Origin of the sequence: Micromonospora sp. NBC_00389 (genome assembly GCF_036059255.1) — a bacterium.
Lineage (GTDB): Bacteria > Actinomycetota > Actinomycetes > Mycobacteriales > Micromonosporaceae > Micromonospora.
In genome coordinates, this window is record NZ_CP107947.1 from 4,611,656 (window position 1) to 4,632,628 (window position 20,973).

13 protein-coding genes, 1 pseudogene and 1 riboswitch are annotated in these 20,973 nt (G+C 70.8%); of the genes and pseudogenes, 4 read left to right on the forward strand and 10 right to left on the reverse strand.

Annotated elements, in window-relative coordinates; genetic code table 11:
- Window positions 1-82 precede the first annotated feature (82 nt).
- Window positions 83-637, forward strand: a pseudogene (locus OG470_RS22025) (helix-turn-helix domain-containing protein); the annotation flags it as partial.
- Window positions 638-700: 63 nt separating this feature from the next.
- Here OG470_RS22025 and OG470_RS22030 read toward each other — a convergent pair.
- Entirely contained in the window at window positions 701-2,245 is a 1,545-nt protein-coding gene (locus OG470_RS22030; RefSeq protein ID WP_328415013.1) for a S9 family peptidase, read from the reverse strand.
- Window positions 2,246-2,824: 579 nt separating this feature from the next.
- On the opposite strand from OG470_RS22030, the gene OG470_RS22035 reads away from it, so the two are divergent.
- On the forward strand, window positions 2,825-3,517 hold the full coding sequence (locus tag OG470_RS22035) for a GIY-YIG nuclease family protein (protein ID WP_328415015.1): 693 nt from the start codon (window positions 2,825-2,827) through the stop codon (window positions 3,515-3,517).
- Here the strand turns inward: OG470_RS22035 and OG470_RS22040 are convergent.
- The 6 genes from OG470_RS22040 to OG470_RS22065 all read right to left on the reverse strand — a co-directional run bounded on the left by OG470_RS22040 (window position 3,477) and on the right by OG470_RS22065 (window position 10,613).
- The gene (locus OG470_RS22040) at window positions 3,477-4,454 is read right to left on the reverse strand and encodes a hypothetical protein (protein ID WP_328415017.1); all 978 of its coding nucleotides are present in this window, start codon (window positions 4,452-4,454) and stop codon (window positions 3,477-3,479) included. The genes OG470_RS22035 and OG470_RS22040 overlap by 41 nt on opposite strands.
- Window positions 4,455-4,629: 175 nt before the next feature.
- Window positions 4,630-5,262: a hypothetical protein gene (locus tag OG470_RS22045; protein ID WP_328415019.1), complete on the reverse strand. Its 633-nt coding sequence runs from the start codon at window positions 5,260-5,262 to the stop codon at window positions 4,630-4,632.
- Window positions 5,260-5,380, reverse strand: a riboswitch (SAM riboswitch). It overlaps the preceding gene by 3 nt.
- A 95-nt stretch (window positions 5,381-5,475) precedes the next feature.
- Entirely contained in the window at window positions 5,476-5,778 is a 303-nt protein-coding gene (locus OG470_RS22050) for a hypothetical protein (protein ID WP_328415021.1), read from the reverse strand.
- An 84-nt stretch (window positions 5,779-5,862) separates the two neighbouring features.
- Window positions 5,863-6,552 carry an IS6 family transposase gene (locus OG470_RS22055; RefSeq protein ID WP_328426540.1) on the reverse strand — a complete coding sequence of 230 codons (690 nt, stop codon included), beginning with the start codon at window positions 6,550-6,552 and terminating at the stop codon, window positions 5,863-5,865.
- A 93-nt stretch (window positions 6,553-6,645) separates the two neighbouring features.
- The gene (locus OG470_RS22060) at window positions 6,646-8,580 is read right to left on the reverse strand and encodes a hypothetical protein (RefSeq protein ID WP_328415023.1); all 1,935 of its coding nucleotides are present in this window, start codon (window positions 8,578-8,580) and stop codon (window positions 6,646-6,648) included.
- Window positions 8,581-8,681: 101 nt separating this feature from the next.
- Complete coding sequence (locus OG470_RS22065; RefSeq protein ID WP_328415025.1) at window positions 8,682-10,613, reverse strand: hypothetical protein; 1,932 nt, start codon at window positions 10,611-10,613, stop codon at window positions 8,682-8,684.
- A gap of 339 nt (window positions 10,614-10,952) precedes the next feature.
- On the opposite strand from OG470_RS22065, the gene OG470_RS22070 reads away from it, so the two are divergent.
- The gene (locus tag OG470_RS22070) at window positions 10,953-13,004 is read left to right on the forward strand and encodes a hypothetical protein (protein WP_328415026.1); all 2,052 of its coding nucleotides are present in this window, start codon (window positions 10,953-10,955) and stop codon (window positions 13,002-13,004) included.
- Between the two features lie 99 nt (window positions 13,005-13,103).
- Here OG470_RS22070 and OG470_RS22075 read toward each other — a convergent pair whose 3' ends face one another.
- Window positions 13,104-15,056 carry a hypothetical protein gene (locus OG470_RS22075; RefSeq protein WP_328415028.1) on the reverse strand — a complete coding sequence of 651 codons (1,953 nt, stop codon included), beginning with the start codon at window positions 15,054-15,056 and terminating at the stop codon, window positions 13,104-13,106.
- A gap of 180 nt (window positions 15,057-15,236) precedes the next feature.
- Between OG470_RS22075 and OG470_RS22080 the strand changes: the two genes are divergently transcribed.
- On the forward strand, window positions 15,237-17,504 hold the full coding sequence (locus tag OG470_RS22080) for an outer membrane protein assembly factor BamB family protein (RefSeq protein ID WP_328415029.1): 2,268 nt from the start codon (window positions 15,237-15,239) through the stop codon (window positions 17,502-17,504).
- Window positions 17,505-17,636: 132 nt separating this feature from the next.
- On the opposite strand, the gene OG470_RS22085 is transcribed toward OG470_RS22080, so the two are convergent.
- Together OG470_RS22085 and OG470_RS22090 are read right to left on the reverse strand one after the other, a co-directional pair.
- The gene (locus OG470_RS22085) at window positions 17,637-19,607 is read right to left on the reverse strand and encodes a hypothetical protein (protein ID WP_328415031.1); all 1,971 of its coding nucleotides are present in this window, start codon (window positions 19,605-19,607) and stop codon (window positions 17,637-17,639) included.
- 39 nt (window positions 19,608-19,646) lie between these two features.
- Window positions 19,647-20,960 (reverse strand): Gfo/Idh/MocA family protein, encoded by a 1,314-nt coding sequence (locus tag OG470_RS22090; protein ID WP_328415033.1) that lies wholly within the window; start codon window positions 20,958-20,960, stop codon window positions 19,647-19,649.
- Window positions 20,961-20,973 lie beyond the last annotated feature (13 nt).

A 20,973-nucleotide genomic window follows, 5' to 3' on the forward strand; every position in this document is an offset into this window, starting at 1 on the left:
GGCGTCCTACGGTCCCTGCATGCCCTCCGAACGTCGCGATGTCACCGCCGGCCTGCCCGGTAAGCGGATGGCCGCCGGACTGCCCGCGCCACGGATGGCGCTCGCAGCGTTGACGGGTAGCGAGACTAACGCCACGCCGGCCGCGCGGGCCGCGTTGCACGCCGTGGCGGCCCGCGCCCAGGCCCGCCTCGGGCGTGAAGCGGCCTGCGCCGCCCACCTCGCCGTCGCGGAACGGCAGCTTGCCCGTAGCCGAGCGGGCGAGGAACCGCCGTGGATCCGGTACTTCACCGCGGCCTACCTGGCCGACGAACTCGCCCATTGCTTCCACGATCTGGGCCAGCCCCGGCAGACGCAACGGCACCTCGGCGCAGCCCTCGCCGGGCTTCGTCCGTCGCACGTGCGCCGGCTCGCGATCGACACCGCGCTGCTCGCCTCGTCGCTGGCAACGGCCGGGCGGATTGACGAAGCCTGCGCGACAGCGCGCACTGCCGTCGACCACGCTGCCGCGACCTTGTCTCACCGCTGCGTGCAACGCATCGTCGACGTCCAGGTCGACCTCGATCCGTACCGGGGCGAGCCGGAAGTACAGGAACTCGGCGAGTACGTCCGACACCGGCTGCCGGCAGCGGCGGTGTAGTCGTCAGCCGGCAGCCACCGCGGCGATCAACGACCGGTAGTGAGCAAGCTCTGCTTCCAACGCTCAGGCAGCATGAGCCGAGGTGGCGACATAGTGCCCGACTCCGTCGAGCAGCAGCAGTTCGTGCGGCACGCCCCGGTCCTGCAACTCACCGGCGAGTTCCCGTACGTCGTCGGCGGTCGCCACGTCGTCGGCGGTGCCGTGGATCATCAGGACGGGTCGTCGGATGTCCGCGGCGTGAACTCGCCCGGCACCACCGCGTAGCCGGGTCGAGTGTGCGCGCTGGAATCGAGGCACGGTTTCCGCCCAACGCTCGGAATCGACGATCGCCGACACTGCGGTCGCCGCGGCGAACGGACCGTCCTGGGTCACCGCATGTATCGCGGTGTACCCGCCTGCGCTGGCCCCGCGAATGAACACCTTGCCCGGGACCGCGCGGCCCTCGGCCAGCAGATATTCGGCGACGGCGCGGCAGTCCACCACGTCGTCGATGCCCCAACGGCCGTAGATAGCCTGCCGAAATGCCCGCCCGTACCCGGTGCTTCCGGTGTAGTCGACGTCGACGACAGCGAACCCTTGGCTCGTGAAGAACTGCGCCTGCCAGTCCAGCCGCACCAGGCAGGAAGCCGTCGGCCCAGGGTGTGCCCGCACGATGACGGGCGCATGCCAGTCCGGCGCCGCCCCGGTCGGCGGATATATCAGCGCCACCACCTCCCGGCTGCCCTCAACCGGGATCCGCAGCTCCACCGGCGTCGACACCGCCAGCCCGTCCAGCCCTGGATGCTCGGCCTGGGCCAACACCTCCACACGCGGCTCGTCGCCCACGTGCACGAGCGCCACCTGCGGCGCCACCTGCGGCGACGACCCCACCAAGGCCACCGACGCATCGCCCACCGCGAGGTACGGCTTGATCGACGTGTACGGCAGCTTCACCGGCGTGATCGTTCCCGATCGATCAACCACGGTCAGGCGGTGGCGCGGTCCCTCCTGCACCACCATCACAATGCGGCCATCAGCGAGGAAGCCGTACGAGGCGTAGCCCAGCTCCCACGGCTCTGCCGCGCACTCCGCCGCCATCGGCGCGACCGGCTCGACCGATTCCCCGTCCCACCGGTAGAGGTTCCACCAACCGCTGCGATCTGACGCGAAGTACAGGGCGGCGTCCGGCCCCCACCGCGGCTCCACCACCGACTCCGCCGGCCCGCCTGCGAGCTTCACCGGATCGCCGAGCGAGCCGCCAGCACCATAGGGTGCTACCCACAGCTCGCTCGCGTCCCATGGCATGTCCCGCTCACTCCACCGCAACCAAGCCAACATTCCTGCGCCAGTTCGCGGGGCGCCGAAGAAGCCCGACGTCTCCGCAAGCACCCGCAGCACCGGGGCACCGACGAGCGGAACCGCCACCAAGGCATCGCCGTCGTCGGTCTCCCGTACACCGAGTAGCTCGCCGTCACCGATCGTCAGGTCACCGAACGACGACGAGTCCTCCACAACGAGGCTGACGTCGCCCCCGTTCACCCGGTAGAGACCGTTCGCACCGGCGCACCACGCCTCGTCGCTGCTTGCGGCATATGTACCACCACCGTAGGCGTGCACACTGCTGGTCACGCCGAACCTTGACGGAGTTACGTCGGCCGCGCCGTCCTCTGCCGACCACCGCACAAGGGTCGGGCCGCTCCCGGAGCTCGGACGGGACTCCAGCCAGTACAGCGCATCCCCGACCATGCGTAGCTGGTCGAAGGTGATTGAGGCGCGAACGGCGCTGGCTGCAGAGACGGCATCAGAGTCTGCTGCCAACTCCACGGACTCCTCCTCGGACGACCGCCGCCGGCGACCCGTCGCGATGATCCATGGCGGTGGACAGGGTGTCATTGTCACCTACCCGCGTCCGGTGATCCGGAGGCGGGCCAGCACGTGGGCGATCGCCCGAGTCTCCTCGCGAGTTGGGCCGTAGACCACGCAAAGGTCATCTTGCCCGCCCGGTCCTCTCGGCCCGTAGCCGCCTGTCCTCCACCGCAGACGGGCGGCCTCCCGCCTGGGCTCCGGCTCGGCGGCCAGCGAGTCATGTTGGATACTCTTCCCGCTTATTCCGGCCGCTGCTGAAGTGGCCGGGATCGCCGTATCCGACGGCGCATGCAGCTACGGGAGGAGGGGGCGGTCGTGGCATCTCCAGTTCAAGACCACCGCGTGCAGGTCGTGCAGAAGTGGGGCTTCGGGATGGCCCCCGTCAAGCCCGAGGTTCAGCAGAAACGACGTCAGTCGGTAGCGGCCGTGCTGAGCTACCTGCAGAACGACCCGATTGAGTCCAGCCCGTCACTGCTGGAGGCCCTGTCGGAAGTCAAGGGGCTCTACTCGCGCTGTCACAAGCAGGACCAGTGGGACTGGTTCACCGTGTGGCAACAGCTGGGCCGCCCTGGACGTAAGCGCTGCCTACAAGCTGGTGATGCGCTCGGTCGCCTACGGACCGCGATCAGGGATGGCGACGATACCACCGCTGCGAAGCAGCTCACGCTACTGGCTGACGCGGACGTGCAGGTCCATCTGGCCGGACTCGTCGGGGAACAGCCGCGTGAAACGCGAGGAGCTGGCTACATCTACGTGCTGTCGACTCGCGAGCAGCCTCGGATGCTGAAGATTGGCTACACCGAGCGAACCGTCGAGGAGCGGGTGAGGGAGATCAACCGGGCGACCGGCGTCGTTATCCCGTATGGCGTGCGCGCTTTGTGGGTGGTCGCGGATGCTCCGTCGGTAGAGGCTGAGCTGCACGCTCGATTGGCGCCCTACCGGGTGCGCAAGGACCGCGAGTTCTTCGACCTCGACTTCCGCGACGCGTCCGCCCTCATTCAGGGCTACATAGATGGTCTCCGACGCGAGGACTAACGTGGTCGCCCATAGCGAGCAGCTGATGGAAGGCGACACGTTCCTCCTTCAGGTCGACGGGCCGGCCTGCCAACTCAGCTAGGAGTTCCGTTAGATGCCACGTCGTCAGGTGTGCGTAGCGGGCGTTGAAGACGCCGACGGCTTCGATGGCGAACTCGTCAGGGAAGTCCAGCAGTACGTATCCGAGTAGCTGCATGATGGTCGGCGCTTCCAGTGATGACCGTCGTGTCCCGTCGCGGCGCTTGCTGCCGAGGCCCGTCTTGAGTTCGAGCAGCAGACCGGCGGCGATCAGGTCGGCGTCGGCGTTCATCAGCGATGATCCGGCGAAGGTCGGTCCAAGGGCCCAAGCGCCACGCCGTGCCGACAGGGACGGCAGGAGGCTTCGCTCGGCGAAGGCGCGCAGAGCCTGGAGCTCGTCGAGGGCCGCGGGTGGGGCGAGATCAAGCAGCTTCTCGGTGGTGATGGACCTTGGATCCAGGGCTATCAGCGGGGATCCCGGTGTGGGACCGACCCGGTACAGGTCGGTAAGGAGCGCCAGCGCCCAGCACGCCCGGGCAACGAGTTGATGGTCGGCTTCGCTCCCTGCGGCCGGCCCGGTGAACCGGGAGGTCCCCACGCTGCCGCCGCTTTGGGAGTAATTCAGCGTGCGCGCCAGTTCGTGGACCGCGTGCCGTAGTGGGGGAGTGCGCGCGCCGAGCAGTGCCAGGCGCAGGTCCGGACGGGGATACACCATGAAGCGGACCATCCAGTCGAAAGCGGTGCCGATGGTGCCAGGGTTCACCTGGCTTCCAGGCACGACAAGGGAGCCCACGGATTCCCGATACCGTGCCTGGAGGTCCTGCCAGCGGCCGAACCGCTCCTGAATGAACAATCTCGCTGGCGAGTTCCTGTTGCTCAACGTCACGGTCAGCGCTGGCCAACCACTAATGATGGTCATGCTTCGACCAGGCGTCGACGTCGCTGCTCTCCATCACTGTCCATCATGGCCGGATGCTATCGAACGGCGCGGCATTCGAGCTGCCCGTCGTCACCGGACCGTCGATGGGCGATGACCAGCGCGGCTGCTGTTCGCGATATCGGGTACCGCCAACAGCAGCCGGCTGGACTGGCGATCAACAAGCGGTGGACAGGAATTCGGTCTGGGCCTGCCGGAGGCTGCTGAGGTCGTTGGGTACGGGCATGACGCCGTAGCGGTCGAAAGCGTCGACGCTTGCTCCAAGCGACGGCGGCGACTGCCGCTGCCACTCGGCCAGCGGCACGCTCGAAGCAATCACGCGTAGTGGCTCGGCGAGCCGGGTGAACTCCACCTGCTGCCACTCGCGCAGCTCGTCGCAACGCCGCGCGGAGGCCACCAGCGAGGCAGCGACCTCGGTGGTCGTGGCCGTCTGCGGCTGGACCACGTCGCCGTTCATGAGCGAGTGCCGGCCCAGCGGCAGGGCGGCGCGGTGGCCGTACCGTTCGCCGACGACCTGCGAGACGTGTCGGCAGGTCTCGCAGGCCAGCCACGACCACCGGGTTCGGGTGGTCACCGTGTCCCGGACGCACAACACACACAGGTCGAGGTCACCGGGGATGTCCTGGCCCTGCCACTGCTGCTCCCACTCCGGCGTACGGGGCTGGCAGCGGCACCGCTGCTCGCGCGGGGCACCGTCGCGGAGGTGCCCGCAGGTCAGGCAGACCGCGAAAGCGGCCAGGTCCAGCTCCTCGAATGGCACGGTGAACTCGCTCTCCGGTGCCCGAGGCACCCGCTCTTGCCGTACCGCAACTTGCGGTCGGCCTGGTCTTCCCCCGGAGGCACCGTGCGCGGGTGGCGCGGTTGCCGGGTCAGCAAGCCGGGAGGCTTGACGCTGACCACTCTTGACGCCCAGGAAGCATAGAGATCACCGATGTCGAGAGCAACCCCGGGCAACACGCGGGAAAGACCTGCGCCGACGGCGACGGCGGTGGCGGTGGCGGAACTATCCGTCGGCGGCGAGTCGGAGCCGGGCAAGCAGATCGGCGACTTCCCGGGTCAGTTCATGTTCCGGGCCATAGACGACGCAGAGGTCGTCGTGCAGCGGTTGCAGCTCGTCCGCGGCCTCGGCGGCCTTGTCTTCGGAGACCAGCAGTATGCCGATGTTGAAACGTAGGTCGAGAGCCGTGGGGGAGACGTCGCCGGAGGCGGCGCGTACGTGCGTCAGTACCTGCCGGAACTGGCGCAGGGCTGTGGTGGCCTGGCCGAGTTCAGCCCGGCAATGGGCTGCCTGCCGGAGGCATTCCAATGCGTCCTCGCTGGTGGGGCCGGCGGTGGGCGCCGTTGCGTTATCGGATCGGCGGAAGTGTTGAATCGGGTGTCGGGTCCGCGGTCAGATCGCTTGGGCGAGTTCGGTGAACGCCGCGGCGACCCGCAGAGGGGGCGGGGCGTCGACGGCGAGTTCGTAGTGGCCGCGGCGGAGGTTCTGCATGAAGGCGTGGCCGGCGATGATCACCTGTGTTGTCTCGTCCGTTCGTAGCCCGCGCATCGGTCTCAACCGGTGTTTGAGCTGGCCGTGATCAGCCTCGATCGGATTGTTCGCGTACTGCTCGACGTGGTGCCATGCGGACGGGATCAGCTCATCCAGCACGCCGGGGTAGACCGCGGCGGCGTCGGTGACCACCTCCGCGGGTGTCACCTTCAACGTCGACAGCGCCCGGCGGAAGAACCGCCGAGCCGCGCCGGCGTCGCGGCGGGCCGAGACCAGCACGTCGATGACCTGCCCGTACTGGTCGACCGCCCGGTACACGTACCGCCACACCCCGTTGACCTTGACGTACGTCTCATCAACGTGCCACCTGTCGCCTGGTGAGTGCCGGCAGAAGCGGGCGGCATCGGCCAGCAGCGGGGTGAACCGCTGCACCCAGCGGTAGACGGTGACGTGGTCGACCTCCACGCCACGTTCGACCAGCAGCTCCTCCACATCGCGATAGGAGAGGTTGAACCGCAGATACCAGCGCACCGCGACGACGATCACCTCCGGCGGGAACCGGAACCCGGCGAACGCCGACCTCGGTGGCAGCCACGGGTCAGGCTGGCTCGATGACCTCACTGCTCAAGTCTGCCTCGATCTTGCCTACGCTCAACGCAACGGAGCCACACCCTCCGCGGCCCGTCAGGAGGGCAGTTCGATTAGGGCGAGGTTCCGATCTACCGCCGCCCATGCCTTGCGAGCCCCGAGGACAGGCTCGATCCGAGGAACCGTGTACCAGTTGGTGCCGATGCCGGTGTGCAGCCGCACCGCCGACCCCAGCCCGGGGCCAAGCTCGTAGATGTTGTCGCCGAAGTTCGCCCCGGCGTAGATGCGGCCGCGGTGGGCGACGATCTCCCCGTAGCCGCTGAGCTTGCCGGACCGCAGAACGGTGCGGGTGGCGAGGTCGTACGCGAGCCAGTTGCCGCTCGTACGCTTGTAGAGCGCGTAGAGCACCCCGTTGAGCACCTCGACGTGTTGCATGCTGGGCTGGTTGGGCAGCGGCGCGAACCGGTCGACCACCTCGCGCCGGCTGATGTCGAACACCGCCACCTGGGCGGTCGGCTCGGTGGGCGGGATACCGTTGCCGCCCCAGGTGTCCCCGGCGATGTAGGCCAAATCCCCGTCCAACGCGATGGCGTTCAGCGCCTGGTTCGGCAGGATGTCGAGGCGTACCTCCATCTTCCCGGTCGCTGGGTCCAGGAGCGTGAGGGCGCCCTGCAGGCTGCCGTAACGCGGGGCCGACGCGATCAGGACGAGGCCCGACGGCTTGTGGTGCACTACGTCCCAGGGCCGCTGCTGATTGTTGTCGATCCTGCCGAAGCTGCGCACCCGACCGGTCCGTGGGTCCAGGTCGATGACCTCCCCGCTCGGGTACAGGGCACTGATCATCCGGTTCCGCCACGCGGCGATGTCCTTGGCCTCGCCGGCGACGGGATACCGGCGGCTGATGCCGCGAGCGGGTTCGTGCACGGTGATTGCGAAGTGCCCGCCCACATACACCGAGCCGTCGGGCGCCGCGCACATCGACTGGAGAAGTTCGGGTCCGGCGGCCCGCGCGTCGTTGGTCAGATCGTCCTGCTCCACCGTGTCCCGACCGGGCGCGAGGATGGACACCCGACCGCTGCCGTTGGCGGCGAAGACGGTGCCGTCGGGGAGCAGCGCCACGCCGCGTCCCTCGTCGCCTTCCGGGCCCTGGGCGATCCTGGCCAACCGGTCGCCTTCCCGGCGGAGAATCGATCCGGTCAGCCGTCCGAGGGCGAGCAGCCCACCGTCGTCCGTGACGGTCAGCGAGTCGACAAGGTACTCCTCGTCGGCGCGCACCTCGACGTAGCCGGAGCCGTCGCGGGCGATGTCGTGGACCCCGAAGGAGGATGCGGCGTAGACCCGGTCGCCACCCGCGGCCAGTGCGCCTAGACCCGAATCGAGCGGAGTGCCGACGGGCATGATGTCGACCTTCGCCCCGGTGCTGCGGTCGATCCGGACGATGTGGGCGGGGATCGTGCCCGCGTAGACGTAGGTCTCGTCCGCGGCGAGCAGGCGGGCGTACTGGGATCCGGGGAAGGCGCGCCCGAGGTTGGTCAGCGTTCCGGTCTCCGGCTGCAGGGACCACACTTCACCACGGGGATAGGTGCCGAAGTAGACGACGCCGTCCGGCGCGGTGGTGGCGGCGAACACGATCGTGCCCGACGGGCCGATGGTGCCGAGTCGCCGGGCGACCCTGGTCGCCGGGTCGTACTCGATGATGTCGCCGAACGAGTACGTGCCGATGTAGACCTTGCCGCCGGAGACGGTGCAGGCCCACCCGCCGTCGCCCCGCTCGAGCGAGACCACGTCGGTCACGGTGCGGGACACGATGTCGTATGTGACCACCTTCGGCGGCGTCTGCCCCCGGGTGACGAAGTACCCGGTGGTGCCGTCCACGGCCATGCCGACGATGGCCGCGCTCAGCGACGCCGGGCCGAACTGCCCCGGCTGACGTAGTCCGTCGGCTGCGGCCGGCAGTTCGCCGAGCACGCTGCCGCCCAGCGCGGACAGTGCCGTTAGTTGGATCACGTTACGTCGGTTGAGATGCGTCATGCGCCTGCTCCTCTTCCATGAGAGATGTCTCGAAGTCGGGCCCTATCCGCGGCCCGTGGGAGTCCGGCTGGCACTGGCGGGTTGCGGGCGGTCACCCGTTGTCAGTGGCCGGCGATCGTGATGCGGACCAGGTTGCGTTCCTTGAGGCCGAACAGGGCGCGCCGGGACGGGTCCAGGGCGAGTTTGGGTTCGGCGCCGAACCACTCTCCGGCCAGTCCGTCGACGATGGTGGTGACCGTGAACGTCACCAGGTCGATCTTGTGGACGGCGTTGCCGTCGGTGGTGTAGGCGACCCGGCGGACGACGTGCAGGTCCGCACCGCGCGCGCCGACCTTCGTGGTTCGGGTGACCTGGCGTCGCAGCAGGTCGTACTCGAAGAGCACCCCGCTGTCGGTGATGCCGTAGACGGCGAGTGCGGTGTGCGCGAGGCCGGGGATGACCTTCGCCCCGGGCACCGGTTCGACCTGCCAGCACAACCGGCGGCTGCGCAGGTCGAAGGCGGCGAGCCGGGCGGTGGTGGTGACCGGCGGCAGGCCGAGCCCTTCCTGGATGTTCGTGCCGAGGTAGGCGACGCCGGCGCGGCAGGTTACGGCGTAGAGGCTCTGCCGCTCGACGACGGGCCGGTAGGTGTCGAACCGGCCGGTCCGCGGGGCGTAGAGCGCCAGCGTCCCGTTGAGGTGTCCCGGCTCCGGCTGCGTGGTCATGGCGATCAGCCCGGTCGCGTCGTCGTACGCCAGGTCCCGCGGGCGGTCCTGCTGGTTGCCGGTCCTGGCCAGCAGGGTGGCCTCGGGCTCGCCCGCGCGGTGGCGGTAGAGCAGGGCCTGGGTGTACACGCCGAGGTACGTGGCGTCGCGGACGGTCAGCGCCGTCTTGGGTTCGCCTGGTATGCCCACGCGGGTACGCGTGCCGGTGGCGAGGTCGTGGATGTCCGCGCCGCCCTTACCGCCGACGTAGACGCGCCTCCCGTCGCTGTGTACCGACATGGGCTCCTCGGGCGCGGCCCGGAAGCCGCGCTGCACGAGGTTGACGTAGCGCAGCGAACGGTCGGCGGGGTCGAAGACGACGATCGCGCCGTCCTGCACGCCGTAGACGAGGCCGTCGCGGATGAGGAGCCGGTGGGTGGCGGCTTCGGGCTGGGCCACGCCCAGGGTCTCGACGGCCCCGCCGTCGATCGCGCAGCGGTAGAGCATCCCCGACGGCCGTCCGGCGTAGTAGACGTAGCCGTCGTGGATGAGCACCGAGGTCACGTACTTCTCGCCAGTGGCCAGTACCCGGTGATCGGCCGGGTCGGCCTTGTTGAGCACGAGCACCTCGCCGTTGGAGGAGATGCCGCCGGCCAGGTGGGTGTCGGACAGCGTCAGGCTCGCCACGAAGTCCCGGCCCGCGAGCACGGCGGGAAGGATGTCGCGCTTGGCTCCGGTCGCCCGGTCGATCGCGATCAGGTGGGCGTGCGCGCCGACGCCCGCGTAGACGGTGGTCTCGTCCGCGGCGATGCTGCGCACGTACGCCTCACCGTCGACCGTCACGCCCAGGTCGCGGCTCTCTCCCGTCGCCGGGTCGTACTCGACGACCCGGCCGGGCTCGGAGATCGCGAGGTAGACCTTGCCGTCCGGTGCGGAGGCGAGGTTCCAGATGAAGTGGTACGGGTAGGCGCCCACCCTGTCGAGGACACCCGTCACAGTGTCGAGCCGGTAGAGGTCGGAGCGGCTGTGGGTGCCGACGTAGACGTCGGTGCCCACCCGGCACATCGCCCACACGCCGATTCCGCTGGGAATGTCGGTGTGGGAGGTGACGGCGTCGGCGGTGAGGTTGTAGCCGCCCACGAGGTTGGGCGAGAGGCCGCGGGTGCCGGCGTAGAGCACCGAACCGACGAACTCGCCGTTCCCCAGCGGGGTGGTGACGCTGGCCGGGCCGAGATCGGCGACGGTGCCCTCGGGTTCGGCGGCAGCCTGGGCGTGGGCAGGGGCTGACGGGAGGAGTGCCGCTCCGCCGGTGAGCGCGGCGGCCTGCAGGAGATGACGACGGGCGACCATGGGCACTGCCTTTCGGCCGGGACCGGAATTGCGGAGAGTCTAGTACGGCTGCCTGCCGCCGGGACATGGTCGCAGGGGAATTCGTTGATGAATTGAGGGTGACACCTACCGGGACCACAGCCGCCGGCAGGTGACCGCGAGGCGTTGACGCCGACGAAGAACGCGGCCTAGGGTCATTGCGGCCCCGCCCGATATGAGTCGCGAGGGGTCGCACCAGCAACAGCTCACCGACGCCCGGGATGGATCGCTTATCCCGGCCCTCATCGAGATTCCGGTATCTGACCGTCACGGCTCGGCCGCCGGCTCCCCGGTGGCCGCTGGAAGAGAGGCAGGCGTCCCATGACGAACCGCCGTACCTTGCTCCGCTCCGCCGTCGCCCTCACCGCGGTGCCGGCCCTGCCCGTCGCCTGGACCGCGGGCCCCGCAACCGCCGGCGTCACGACCGGGGAGTCCGCCGCCGGGGTGACCGTGGACCCCTTCGGCATCCCCCTGCGCGACGTACTGCTGATCGGTGGCACCGTCGCCCCCGGCCCGACCGGGACGCCGGTGCTCTGGTCCGCGGTGTCCGGGGAGCCCGCCCGGCTGGTCGCGATCGACCCGGCGACCGGGCGGACCGTCTCCGCCCAGGACCTCACCGGCGCCCCCGGCTCGTACGCGGTGGCCGCCGCACCCGACGGCACCGTCTACGTCGGCGCGTACAACACCGGCGACCTGTATCGCCGCCAGCCCGGCCCGGACAGCCCGATCGAGAACCTCGGCCGTCCACTGCCGTCCGAGACGTACATCTGGCGGATCGCCGTGGACGACGCGGGCATCGTCTATGGCGGCACCTTCCCCGGCGCGCGGGTCTTCGCCCACGACCCGACCACCGGGACGACCCGCGACTACGGCCAGGTGCTGCCCGGCGCCCAGTACGTCCGCAGCCTCGCGGTCACCGCCGACACGATCTACGCCGGCACCCAGCCGGACGCCCACCTGTTCGAGATTGACAAGCTGACCGGCGAGCGGCGCGAACTCCCGCTGCCCGACGGCCTCGGCGACGGCACCGGCCAGACGGTGTACGACCTCAACGCCCACGACGGCCGCGTGTACGCGCGGTTCGGCTCGGCCACCACCGGCCGGCTCGGCGTGTACGACATCGCCCGGCGGCGGTGGACCGACCTGATCGACGACGTCGCCGGCCTGGACGTCTCCGCACCCGGGCCCGGCGGCCTGGTCTACCTGACCCGCGCCGGGCGGCTCATCGGCTACCACCCCGGCAAGCGGACGTTCACCGACACCCCGCTGGTCTTCCCGGGCCGGGTGGTCAACAACCGGGGCATCGGCTGGGTGAACCTCCGCGACCGGGACTGGCCGGGTCGCACGCTGGTCGGGCTGCTCTGGCGCGGCGACATGTTCCGCTGGAACCCGCTCACCGGGCGGGCCGATGTGGTGCCGACCGACGTGCCCGGCGCGCCGATCCCCATCGCGGCGCTGCACGTCGGCCCGACCGGCACAGTCTGGGTCGGTGGCTACCTCAACGGCGGCCTGGCCCGGGTGGACCCGGACACGGGCGTGTCGACCTTCCAGCGGTTCGCCCAGGTGGAGAGCGTGCTGGAGACCGGCGACCGGATCTGGCTCGGGGCGTACCCGGACTCCCGGCTGTACCGGTACGACCCGGCCGCGCCGTGGCACAGCCCCGAGTACTCGCCCGGCCTGCCCGGCAGCGCCGACAACCCGGCGAAGCTGCTCGACCTGAAGGCCGCCGACCAGGTGCGGGTACGGGCGCTGACCGACGCCGGCGACAAGGTCGCGTACGGCACCATGCCCAACACCACCCTCGGTGGCGTGCTGGCCATCGTGGACAAGGCCAGCGCTGCATCGCGCGTGCACCGGCCGGTGGTCACCGACCAGTCGATCGTCAGCCTCATCCACGTCAACGGCCTGCTCGTAGGCGGCACCTCCATCTCCGGTGGGTACAGCGTGCCCCCGCCGACCCAGAACGAGGCGATGCTGTTCGGCTGGGACGTCGCCGGCGACGCCAAGACGTTCGAGTTCGTGCCGGTACCGGGCGCGACGGCGATCCCCGCGCTGGCGGTGGACCGCACCGGGCTGCTCTGGGGCCTGGCCGGCGGCCAGCTCTTCGCCGTCGACCTGGCCACCCGCTCGGTCGTCCAGCGCCTCCAGCTCCCCCCGGGTGTCGCCGACAGCCGCGGCAAGCTCGGCTACGACGCCCCGCGTCACCTGCTGTACGCGCTGGTCCGCAGCGAGCAGGTGGTGCAGGTTGACCTGGCCACCGGCGCCACGCGGCAGCTGCTGGAGCAGCCGGCGGAGTTCCTCGCCGTGCATCCGGACGGCCGGCTCTTCCTCGGCGCCGGCGAGCACCTGTACCGGGTCACCGTGACCGGCTGACCGCCGCCCGTTCGGCCGCGCACAGCGCAGAGACGGAGACGGGCCGGCGATCCCCCCTCGGGGTCGCCGGCCCGCGTCCTGCGCACCGGAATGCGGGGTCTACAGCTGGATGCGGACCAGGTTGCGACCGCGCAGGGCGTACAGCGCCGAGCCGTCCGGGGTGGCGGTGAGCAGCGCCCCGCCCCCGTACCACTCGGCGTTCAGGCCGGTGACGAACGGGGTGACCGTCATCGTCGCCGGGTCCAGCGTCCAGACGTCCCTCCCGTTGGTGCCGTAGATCGCCGGGCCGACCTGCACCAGAGTGTTCTGCCCGGACGCGACAGTGGTGGTGGCCACCACCTGGCGGGTCCGCTGGTCGACGGCGAAGAGCACGCCGGTCTCGGTGAGGCCGAGGATCCGGTCGCCGGTGGCGACCAGTTCGACGATCTGCTTCGCGCCGGGTACCGGGCTGATCTCCCAGGTCTTCGTCCGGGTGGCCAGGTCGAAGCCGGCGAGCCGGGCCTCGGTGGCCCGGGGCGTGGTGCCCAGTCCACCGTTGATGCTGCTGCCGAGGAACGCGGTGCCGTGCTTGACCGCCACCGAACGGATCGACTGGTCCGGGATAACGTCGCGGTGCACGTCCAGCGCGCCGGACCGGGGGTCGTAGAACGAGACCGCGCCGCCGTGGCGGCCGTACTCCGGTTCGGTGCCGACGACGAGCAGCTTGTCGGCGGGGGACCAGGTCGCGTCGAGCGGCCGAGTCTGCTCGTGGCCGATCGTTGTCACCCGGCGCGGGTCGCCGTCGGGTGCCATCCGGAACAGGTACGCCAGCGTGTAGACCGACATCCAGATCTCACCGGCGACCGGGGTCATCGCCTTGGCCTCGCCGGGCAGGAACCGGCGGGTGGAGGTGCCGGCGACCAGGTCGTGCACCTGCACACCGGCCTTGCCGGAGACGTACACCCGGGGGCCGTCGGTGGCGATCGCCATGGCCAGTTCCGGTGCCGGCGGCATGCCGGCCTCGGTGAGGTCGACGCCGGTCAACTCGCCGGTGGTCAGGTCGTAGGTGACGACGGTGTTGGTGACCACGCCGCGCAGCTGGTCGTCCGTGACGAATAGTCGGCCGAAGGAGGCGCCGTCGTAGGGCACGGCCAGGGTGCTGAGCTGCCGGGTGTCCCGGTCGTACCGGCGCAGCGTGCCCGAGGGCCGGGTGCCCACGTAGACGTCGTTGCGGCCGGGGTCTATGGCGATCGCGGTGATGTAGCTGTCCGGCGTCTGCACGACCTCGTAGCGCGACGGGTCCGCGGTGTCGATCAGCAGCATGGTGCCGGTGGGGGAGAGGGCGGCGGCGAGGAGACCGTCCTCCAGGGCGAGGGTGCCGACGAAGGTACGGTCGGCGAACTCCGGTGGCAGGATCTCCCGCTTCGCGCCGGTGGCCCGGTCGATGGCGATCAGGTGGGCGTGCGCGCCGACGCCGGCGTAGATGGTGGTCGCGTCGACGGCGATGCTGCGCACGTACTGCTCGCCGGGGACGGCGACGCCGTAGTCGCGGGTGGCGCCGGTGGCCGGGTCGTAGGAGAAGACCCGGCCGTTGGGATAGGTGCCGCCGTAGAGGACGCCGTCGGGCGCGGTGGCCAGGGCCCAGATGAATTGGTCGGGGGAGACGTCGGCGACCTTGGTGACCGCGGTGCCGGTGGTGTCCACCCGGTACAGGTCCCCCGGGTCATAGGTGCCGACGTACAGGTCGGTGCCGACCGCCGCGGTGGCCCAGGCGCCACCGCCGGTGGGCAGTTCGTAGCGCCGGTTCACCCGCTGCTCGGCCAGGTCGTAGCCGCCCACCACGATCGGCGTCACACCACCGGTGGCCGTGTAGATCGTGCCGTCGATCAGCTCGGCGCCGTTGACGGAGGTGACCTCGGACGCGGGTCCGAGGTCGGTGACGGTGCCGGGCGGTGCTCCGGCGTGGACGGTTGCCGCCGCGGCCAGCGGCTCGGCGTGGGCGGTTGCCGCCGGGACCGCCAGCGCGGCGGCGGCGAGGGCAAGGGCCGCGGTCAGCGCGATACGTCGCAACACGACCTCCAGGGATTCAGGGTTTCGGTCAGGGCTGTAACTGCTACAGCGCACCATGCCCGGCGCATCGTGTCGAGGCTCCACCCGCAAGTTCGCCACCGATAGCATGCATCGACCAGCGGCTCTGGAATTCCGGACGCCACCGTAATAGGGTGCCGGCATCGTCGAACGTGGAGGTCGCCCGTGTCGTCGTTCCGCCGTACCCTCGTGCCCGTCGCCGTCCTGGCGCTCGTCGCCGCCCTGTTCCCGGCCGCCGCTGCCGCCTCGGCGGTTCCGGCCGGCGCGACGCCCGGCACCGTCACCGACTTCGGTGTCCAGCAGACCGCCCTCACCGTCTTCGAGGCCCACTACGGCACCGGCGCCGAGAACCGGCCGGTCGTCTACGGGGTCCAGATGGGATCACCGGGGGTGCTCAGCGTGACCGACCCGGTGACCCGCGAGCTGCTGGACACCGCCTACCTGCCCGACTCCTCCGGCGCCTGGGGGATCACCCAGACGGCCGACGGCACCGTGTACGCCGGCAGCTACCCAAACGCCCATCTCTATTCGTACGACCCGCAGACCCGGACCACCGTGGACCTCGGCGCCCCGGTCGCCGGGCAGACCGTCCTCTACGGCCTGCGGCCCGGCGCGGACGGCCGGGTTTACGGCGGCACCTACCCCGGCGCGCACGTCTTCTCCTACGCCCCGGGCGAGGGCTTCCGCGATCACGGCCGGATGTACGCCGGCGAGCAGTACGTCGTCGATGTCGCGGTGGACCCCTCGCGCGACGTGCTCTGGGCGGCGGTCGGCACCGCCGGCCACCTGGTCCGCCTCGACCTGGGCACCGGGGAGAAGCGCGACATCTGGCCGGAGGCGCTGCGCGGCGACGCGAACTACCCGTACGACATCAACCTGGTCGGCGGGAAGCTCTTCGTCAAACGCAACAAGCTCCAGGGGCTGGTGCTCGACCCGGACACCGGCGCGGTCCTGGCCGACGGGTTCACCATGGGCTCGCGCGGTACCTCGCCGCTCGCCCCCGACGGCCGGTCGGTCTACTTCACCTCCGGCACCGAACTCTGGCGCTACGACCTGCCGACCGACACCGTCGGGCCGGTGCGCGACGCCGCCGGCGCGCCGGTGCGCAGCGACGGCGCCGGCATCGGGTTCGGCTTCCTCGACGGCCGGCTGTACGCCGTGATCGGCAACTACGGCGGGCAGGCGCTGCGCTACGACCCGGCCACCGGGGCTAGCGAGCGGTACCGGCTGCCGTTCCCGCCGCAGGCCCTGGACATCAACACCATCACCGCCGGCCCGGACGGCCGGATCTGGACCAACCTCTACATCAACGGGAACCTCGCCGTCCTCGACCCGGCCACGGGCACGGCGATCAACGTCGGCCGGCTCGGGCAGGCGGACGGCTTCGGCTGGCACGAGGGCAGGATGTACCAGGGCGTGTACCCGTACGGCGGGGTGCTGGTCTACGACCCGGCCCGGCCGTACCAGCTCGGCACCAACCCGCGCGAGCTGTTCCGCCTCCAGCCCGACGGGCAGAACCGGCCGCTCGCCTTTGCCTCGTCGGGAAGCCGGATCTACGTCGGCAGCACCCCCGACTACGGCCTGTGGGGCGGCGCGCTGACGGTCTACGACACGGCGACCGGCGCGCGTACCACCCGCCGGAACATCGTCGCCGACCAGGGCGTGATCAGCCTTGCCGTGGTCGGCGACCAGCTGTGGGCGGGCACCACGATCAGTGGCGGCGGGGGCACCGTGCCGCGCGCCGCCGAGGCGGAGGTGTTCACGGCCGACCTGGCGACCGGCGAGAAGACCGCCGAGTACACCCCGGTGCCCGGCGCCGACTCGATCACCTCGCTGGTCGCCGGCCCGGATGGGATGATCTGGGGCCTCGCCGACGGCGAGGTGTTCGTCCTCGACCCGGCGACCGGCGCGGTGACGCACCGCCTCGACGTGCCGGGCCGCTCCTCCGGGGTGGCCGACGAACTCGTCGTCAGCGCCGCCGACGAGCACGTCTACGCCGCGCTCGACGGGTACCTGCACAGGATCGATCCACTGTCGAAGGCCGTGCGGACCATCCGGGACACGCAGACCTACCGGGTGACCCAGGACGGCGAGGGCAACCTCTGGTTCCGCAACGGGGTCAAGGCGGCCAACGGGGCGGTCCAGTACGGCTCGCACCTGTTGCGGTATGTGCCGGAGCCGGACGACTGCCCCCGCTCCGACCTGCGGGCCCAGGTGCACGCGGGCGGCGGGTCCGGCGTGCCGAACCGGTACGCCGAGCGTGGGTGCACGGTCAACGACCTGATCCGCGACGAGGCGCACTGGACTAGCCACGGCGCGTTCGTCGCACACGTCGCCTCAGTCACCGGCGATTTGGTCGAGGCCGGCCTGCTCAGCGGCGGCGAGAAGGACGCGATCGTGGCGGCGGGCGCGCGGTCCGGCATCGGCCGGTAGCCGCCGCGCCGGCGGCTTCTCGCCCTGAGCGGGTCATCCCCGGCGTGTCGAGCCACCGCCGGGTGGCGGCGATCAGACGGACCAGCCCCGCTCTCCTCTCGGGGGGAGAGCGGGGCTGGTCGGCGTCGGGGCTCAGCGCGTGAGCTGGTAGAGCTGGCCCCCTCGGGCGTAGTACATCGTGCCGGTGGTGTCCATGGTCCAGACGTCGTCGATCCCCGTCGCCAGCCTCTTGACAGCGAGGGTGGCCGGGTCCACGCACGCCACGGTGGTGCGGAAGTTGCCGCACAGGTCGCCGTTCGGCGCGAAGGCCAGATTTTCGCTGCGCCACACGTGGTCGACGTTCCAGTCGAACGGCTCCACCTCGACGGTCCTGAGCACCTTCCTGTCCACCGGGTCGAACTCGAACAGCGTCCCGGCGGTGGCGCCCCACACGTGACCGTCCGCGCCGACGATCAACCGGGTGATCGCCTTCGCGCCGGGAACGGGTACGCCCTCCCAGACCTTCGTCGAGGTCGCCGGATCCCACAGGAAGAGCTTCGCCTCGGTCTGCGTCGGTACCGCGCCGAGCCCACCCCAGACGCCGGAGCCGCCCAGCACCAACTCTCCGACCGTGGCCAGGGCGGTGACGCTCTGGTCGGGTACGACGTCGCGGTGCACCTGCTGCGCGCCGGTGTCCGGGTCGGCGATCGCGAGCGCGCCACCGAGCTGTCCGTACTCCGGGATCGTCCCGAACGCGATTCGGTCACCGAGGCCGGTGATGGCGAAGGGGCGGTCCTGGTGGGCCGAGCTGAGCGACCCGAACTGGCGCGGGTTGCTGCCCCGGACGACGGGCCTGGCCGGGTCGAGCTCGAACAGGTTCGCGCCCGGGTAGACGCCGGCGTAGATCAGGCCGCGGTACGAGTGCAGCCCTTCGGCCTGGCCCAGTGCGGTGGGATTCTCGGTGAAGGTGCCGGTGGCGGGGTCGTACGAGGTGATCCCGCCACTGGGGTAGGCGCTTGACCAGATCTTGCCGTCGGGGCCGGCTACCACGGTCTGCAACTGGGCGGGCAGGCCCTGCACGCCGGAGGAGACGACCTTGTGCGCCCCGGTCTGCGGGTTGAAGTAGGAGAGCATCCCGCCCAGGCTGATCGTCACCAGCGTCCGGCCGGGCCAACCGTCGGCGTCGAGGTGGGTCCAGCCGAAGCCGCGAGCGGTGCCGAATCCGGTGAAGCCGGTCGGGGTGACGGTGCGGTTGTTCCGGTTGTAGGCCATGAGGCGGCCACCGGTCGATCCGAAGTAGACGTTCTTCTTGGCGTCCGGCGGCGAGACGTTCAACCCGGGGCTGGTGCCCAGGTCGGCGACCCACTCGCCGGTCCTGAGATCGTGGACCAGCAGCCGATTGCTGTTGGTCAGCCGCGCGAAGAGGGTCTGCTGGTGGACGTCGAGGTCGTAGACGAACTGCTCGGCCCGGTACTGCTCCGGCAGCGGGATCTCGCGGCGGTCGCCGGATTCGACGTCCACCTCCACGATCCGGGCGACGGTGCCCAGGCCCGCGTAGACCTTTCCGTTCGCCACGCCGAGGCTGCGCACGTACTGTTCGCCGGGCCAGACCTGGCCGTAGTCGCGTACCGTCCCGCTGCGGTGGTCGACCGAGTAGATCTTTCCGTTGGGGAAGGTGCCGACGAACACGCGCCGGCCGTCGTTCGCCAGGCGCCACGTGGCGGTCTCGCCCGGTGCGGGCGAGCCCAGGTCCTCCACTTGGTCGGCCCCGGGCCGGTAGCGGAAGAGCTTGCTGTCGGCACCGATGTAGGCGGTGCCGTCGGGCATGACCGTGCCGCCCCAGGATCCTCCGGCGCCGGGTAACGGCATTGTCCGGATCACCTCCGCCGTGCGGGTGTCCACCACGCTCAGCTCGCCGGTGGTGCCGCGGGCGACGGCGTACGCGTAGTCGCCGGCGGCGGTCGACCCGAACGTCGCGCCGTAGATCGCGACGTTGTGGTGAGGGGTTCCCACCAGCACTTCTGTCACCGGTGCAGCGCGCGCGGGGACGCCGACGGCGGTGGCGGCGAGCAGGGTCACGAGGGCGGCGAGCGGCGCGGCGCGCCGTGGTCGATCGAGGGCCATGAACCATCCCTTCGTCCATTTTGGCCCTCACCGTAATCATCAAGGCATCGAAGAATCAACATCGGCCCGGGGCGCCGCCGGGCTCGGTCGGCCCCTGTCGGGCGCGGCGAGCGCGACGGGGATGCCGCCCGCGAGCCGGCTGCGTTCCGCCGCGAACGCCATCCGGTGACTGTCCAGGGACTCCCGTGGCCCCGACCGCACCGCGGACCGATCACCGGTCGCCACGGCCTCGACGAAGGCCGCCATCAACCGCATGTCCCCGCCGCCGTGGCCGGTTCCGGCGTCCGCCCCGCCGCCCCGCGTGTCGGTGGTGACGGTGGCGCCGGTAACGAAGTCGGTGACGGTGACCTGCTCGCCGTCGCCCTCCAGGTAGCCGTGCGTGCCCATGATGCGGGTGCGCCGGTGACCGCCGGGGGTGAAGGCGCTCATGGTCAGGGTGGCGGTCGCCCCGCCGGCGAAGGAGATCGTCACGCTCTGGTGGTCGGCGACGTCGTTGCCGCCGGTGAAGACACACCGCCCGTACGGGCCATTCCGCAGCGCCTCGGTCACCCCGGCAGGGGTCAGGTCGCGGGTCAGCACCGACAGGGGCCACACCCGACGGTCGGGATCGGCGAGACAGTCGTGGTAGAAGCGGGCGGCCGAGTACGGGCAGCGCGGCTCGACGCGACAGTCGAGGCAGCTGTCGGCGGCACCGACCGGCCGGTTGCCGGGGTGGAAATGGTGCAGCCCGCCGACGCTGCTGACCCGTACCGGGGTGTCGTCCACGACGTGGCGGAGCCAGTCGAGGTCGTGGCAGCACTTGGTGAGCAGGCTGCTGGACGAGGTGTCGGCGCGGCGCCAATTGCCGCGCACGTAGGAGTGGGCGAAGTGCCACCAGCCGACCGGCTCCAGGTGTTCCACGCCGACGATGCGGCCGAGCGTGCCCGCCTCGACGTACCGCTTCACCGCCTCGGTGTAGCGGGTGTAGCGCAGGACGTGGCAGACGGCGAGCAGGACGCCGGCGCGTTCCGCCGCCGCGGTGACCGCCTCGCACTCGGCCTCGGTCGGTGCGATGGGCTTCTCCAGCAGGACGTGGTAGCCGAGTGCGGCGAAGCGGGCGGCCGGTTCGGCGTGCTCGCGGTCGGGGGTGGCCAGCACGACCGCGTCGGCCAGCCGTGGCCGGGCGGCCAGGGCCTGCCACGAGTCGAACCGGGCGGACGGCGGCACCCGGTGTGCGTCGGCGAGCGTGGTGCGGTGCGCGTCCCGGGGTTCCGCGACGGCGACGACCCGCGCCTCGTCGGGGGAACGCAGCGTGTAGCCGGCGTAGGTGGTACCGCGGTCGCCCGCGCCGACGATGGCCAGGGAGACGGTCATCGGGTTCCTTCAC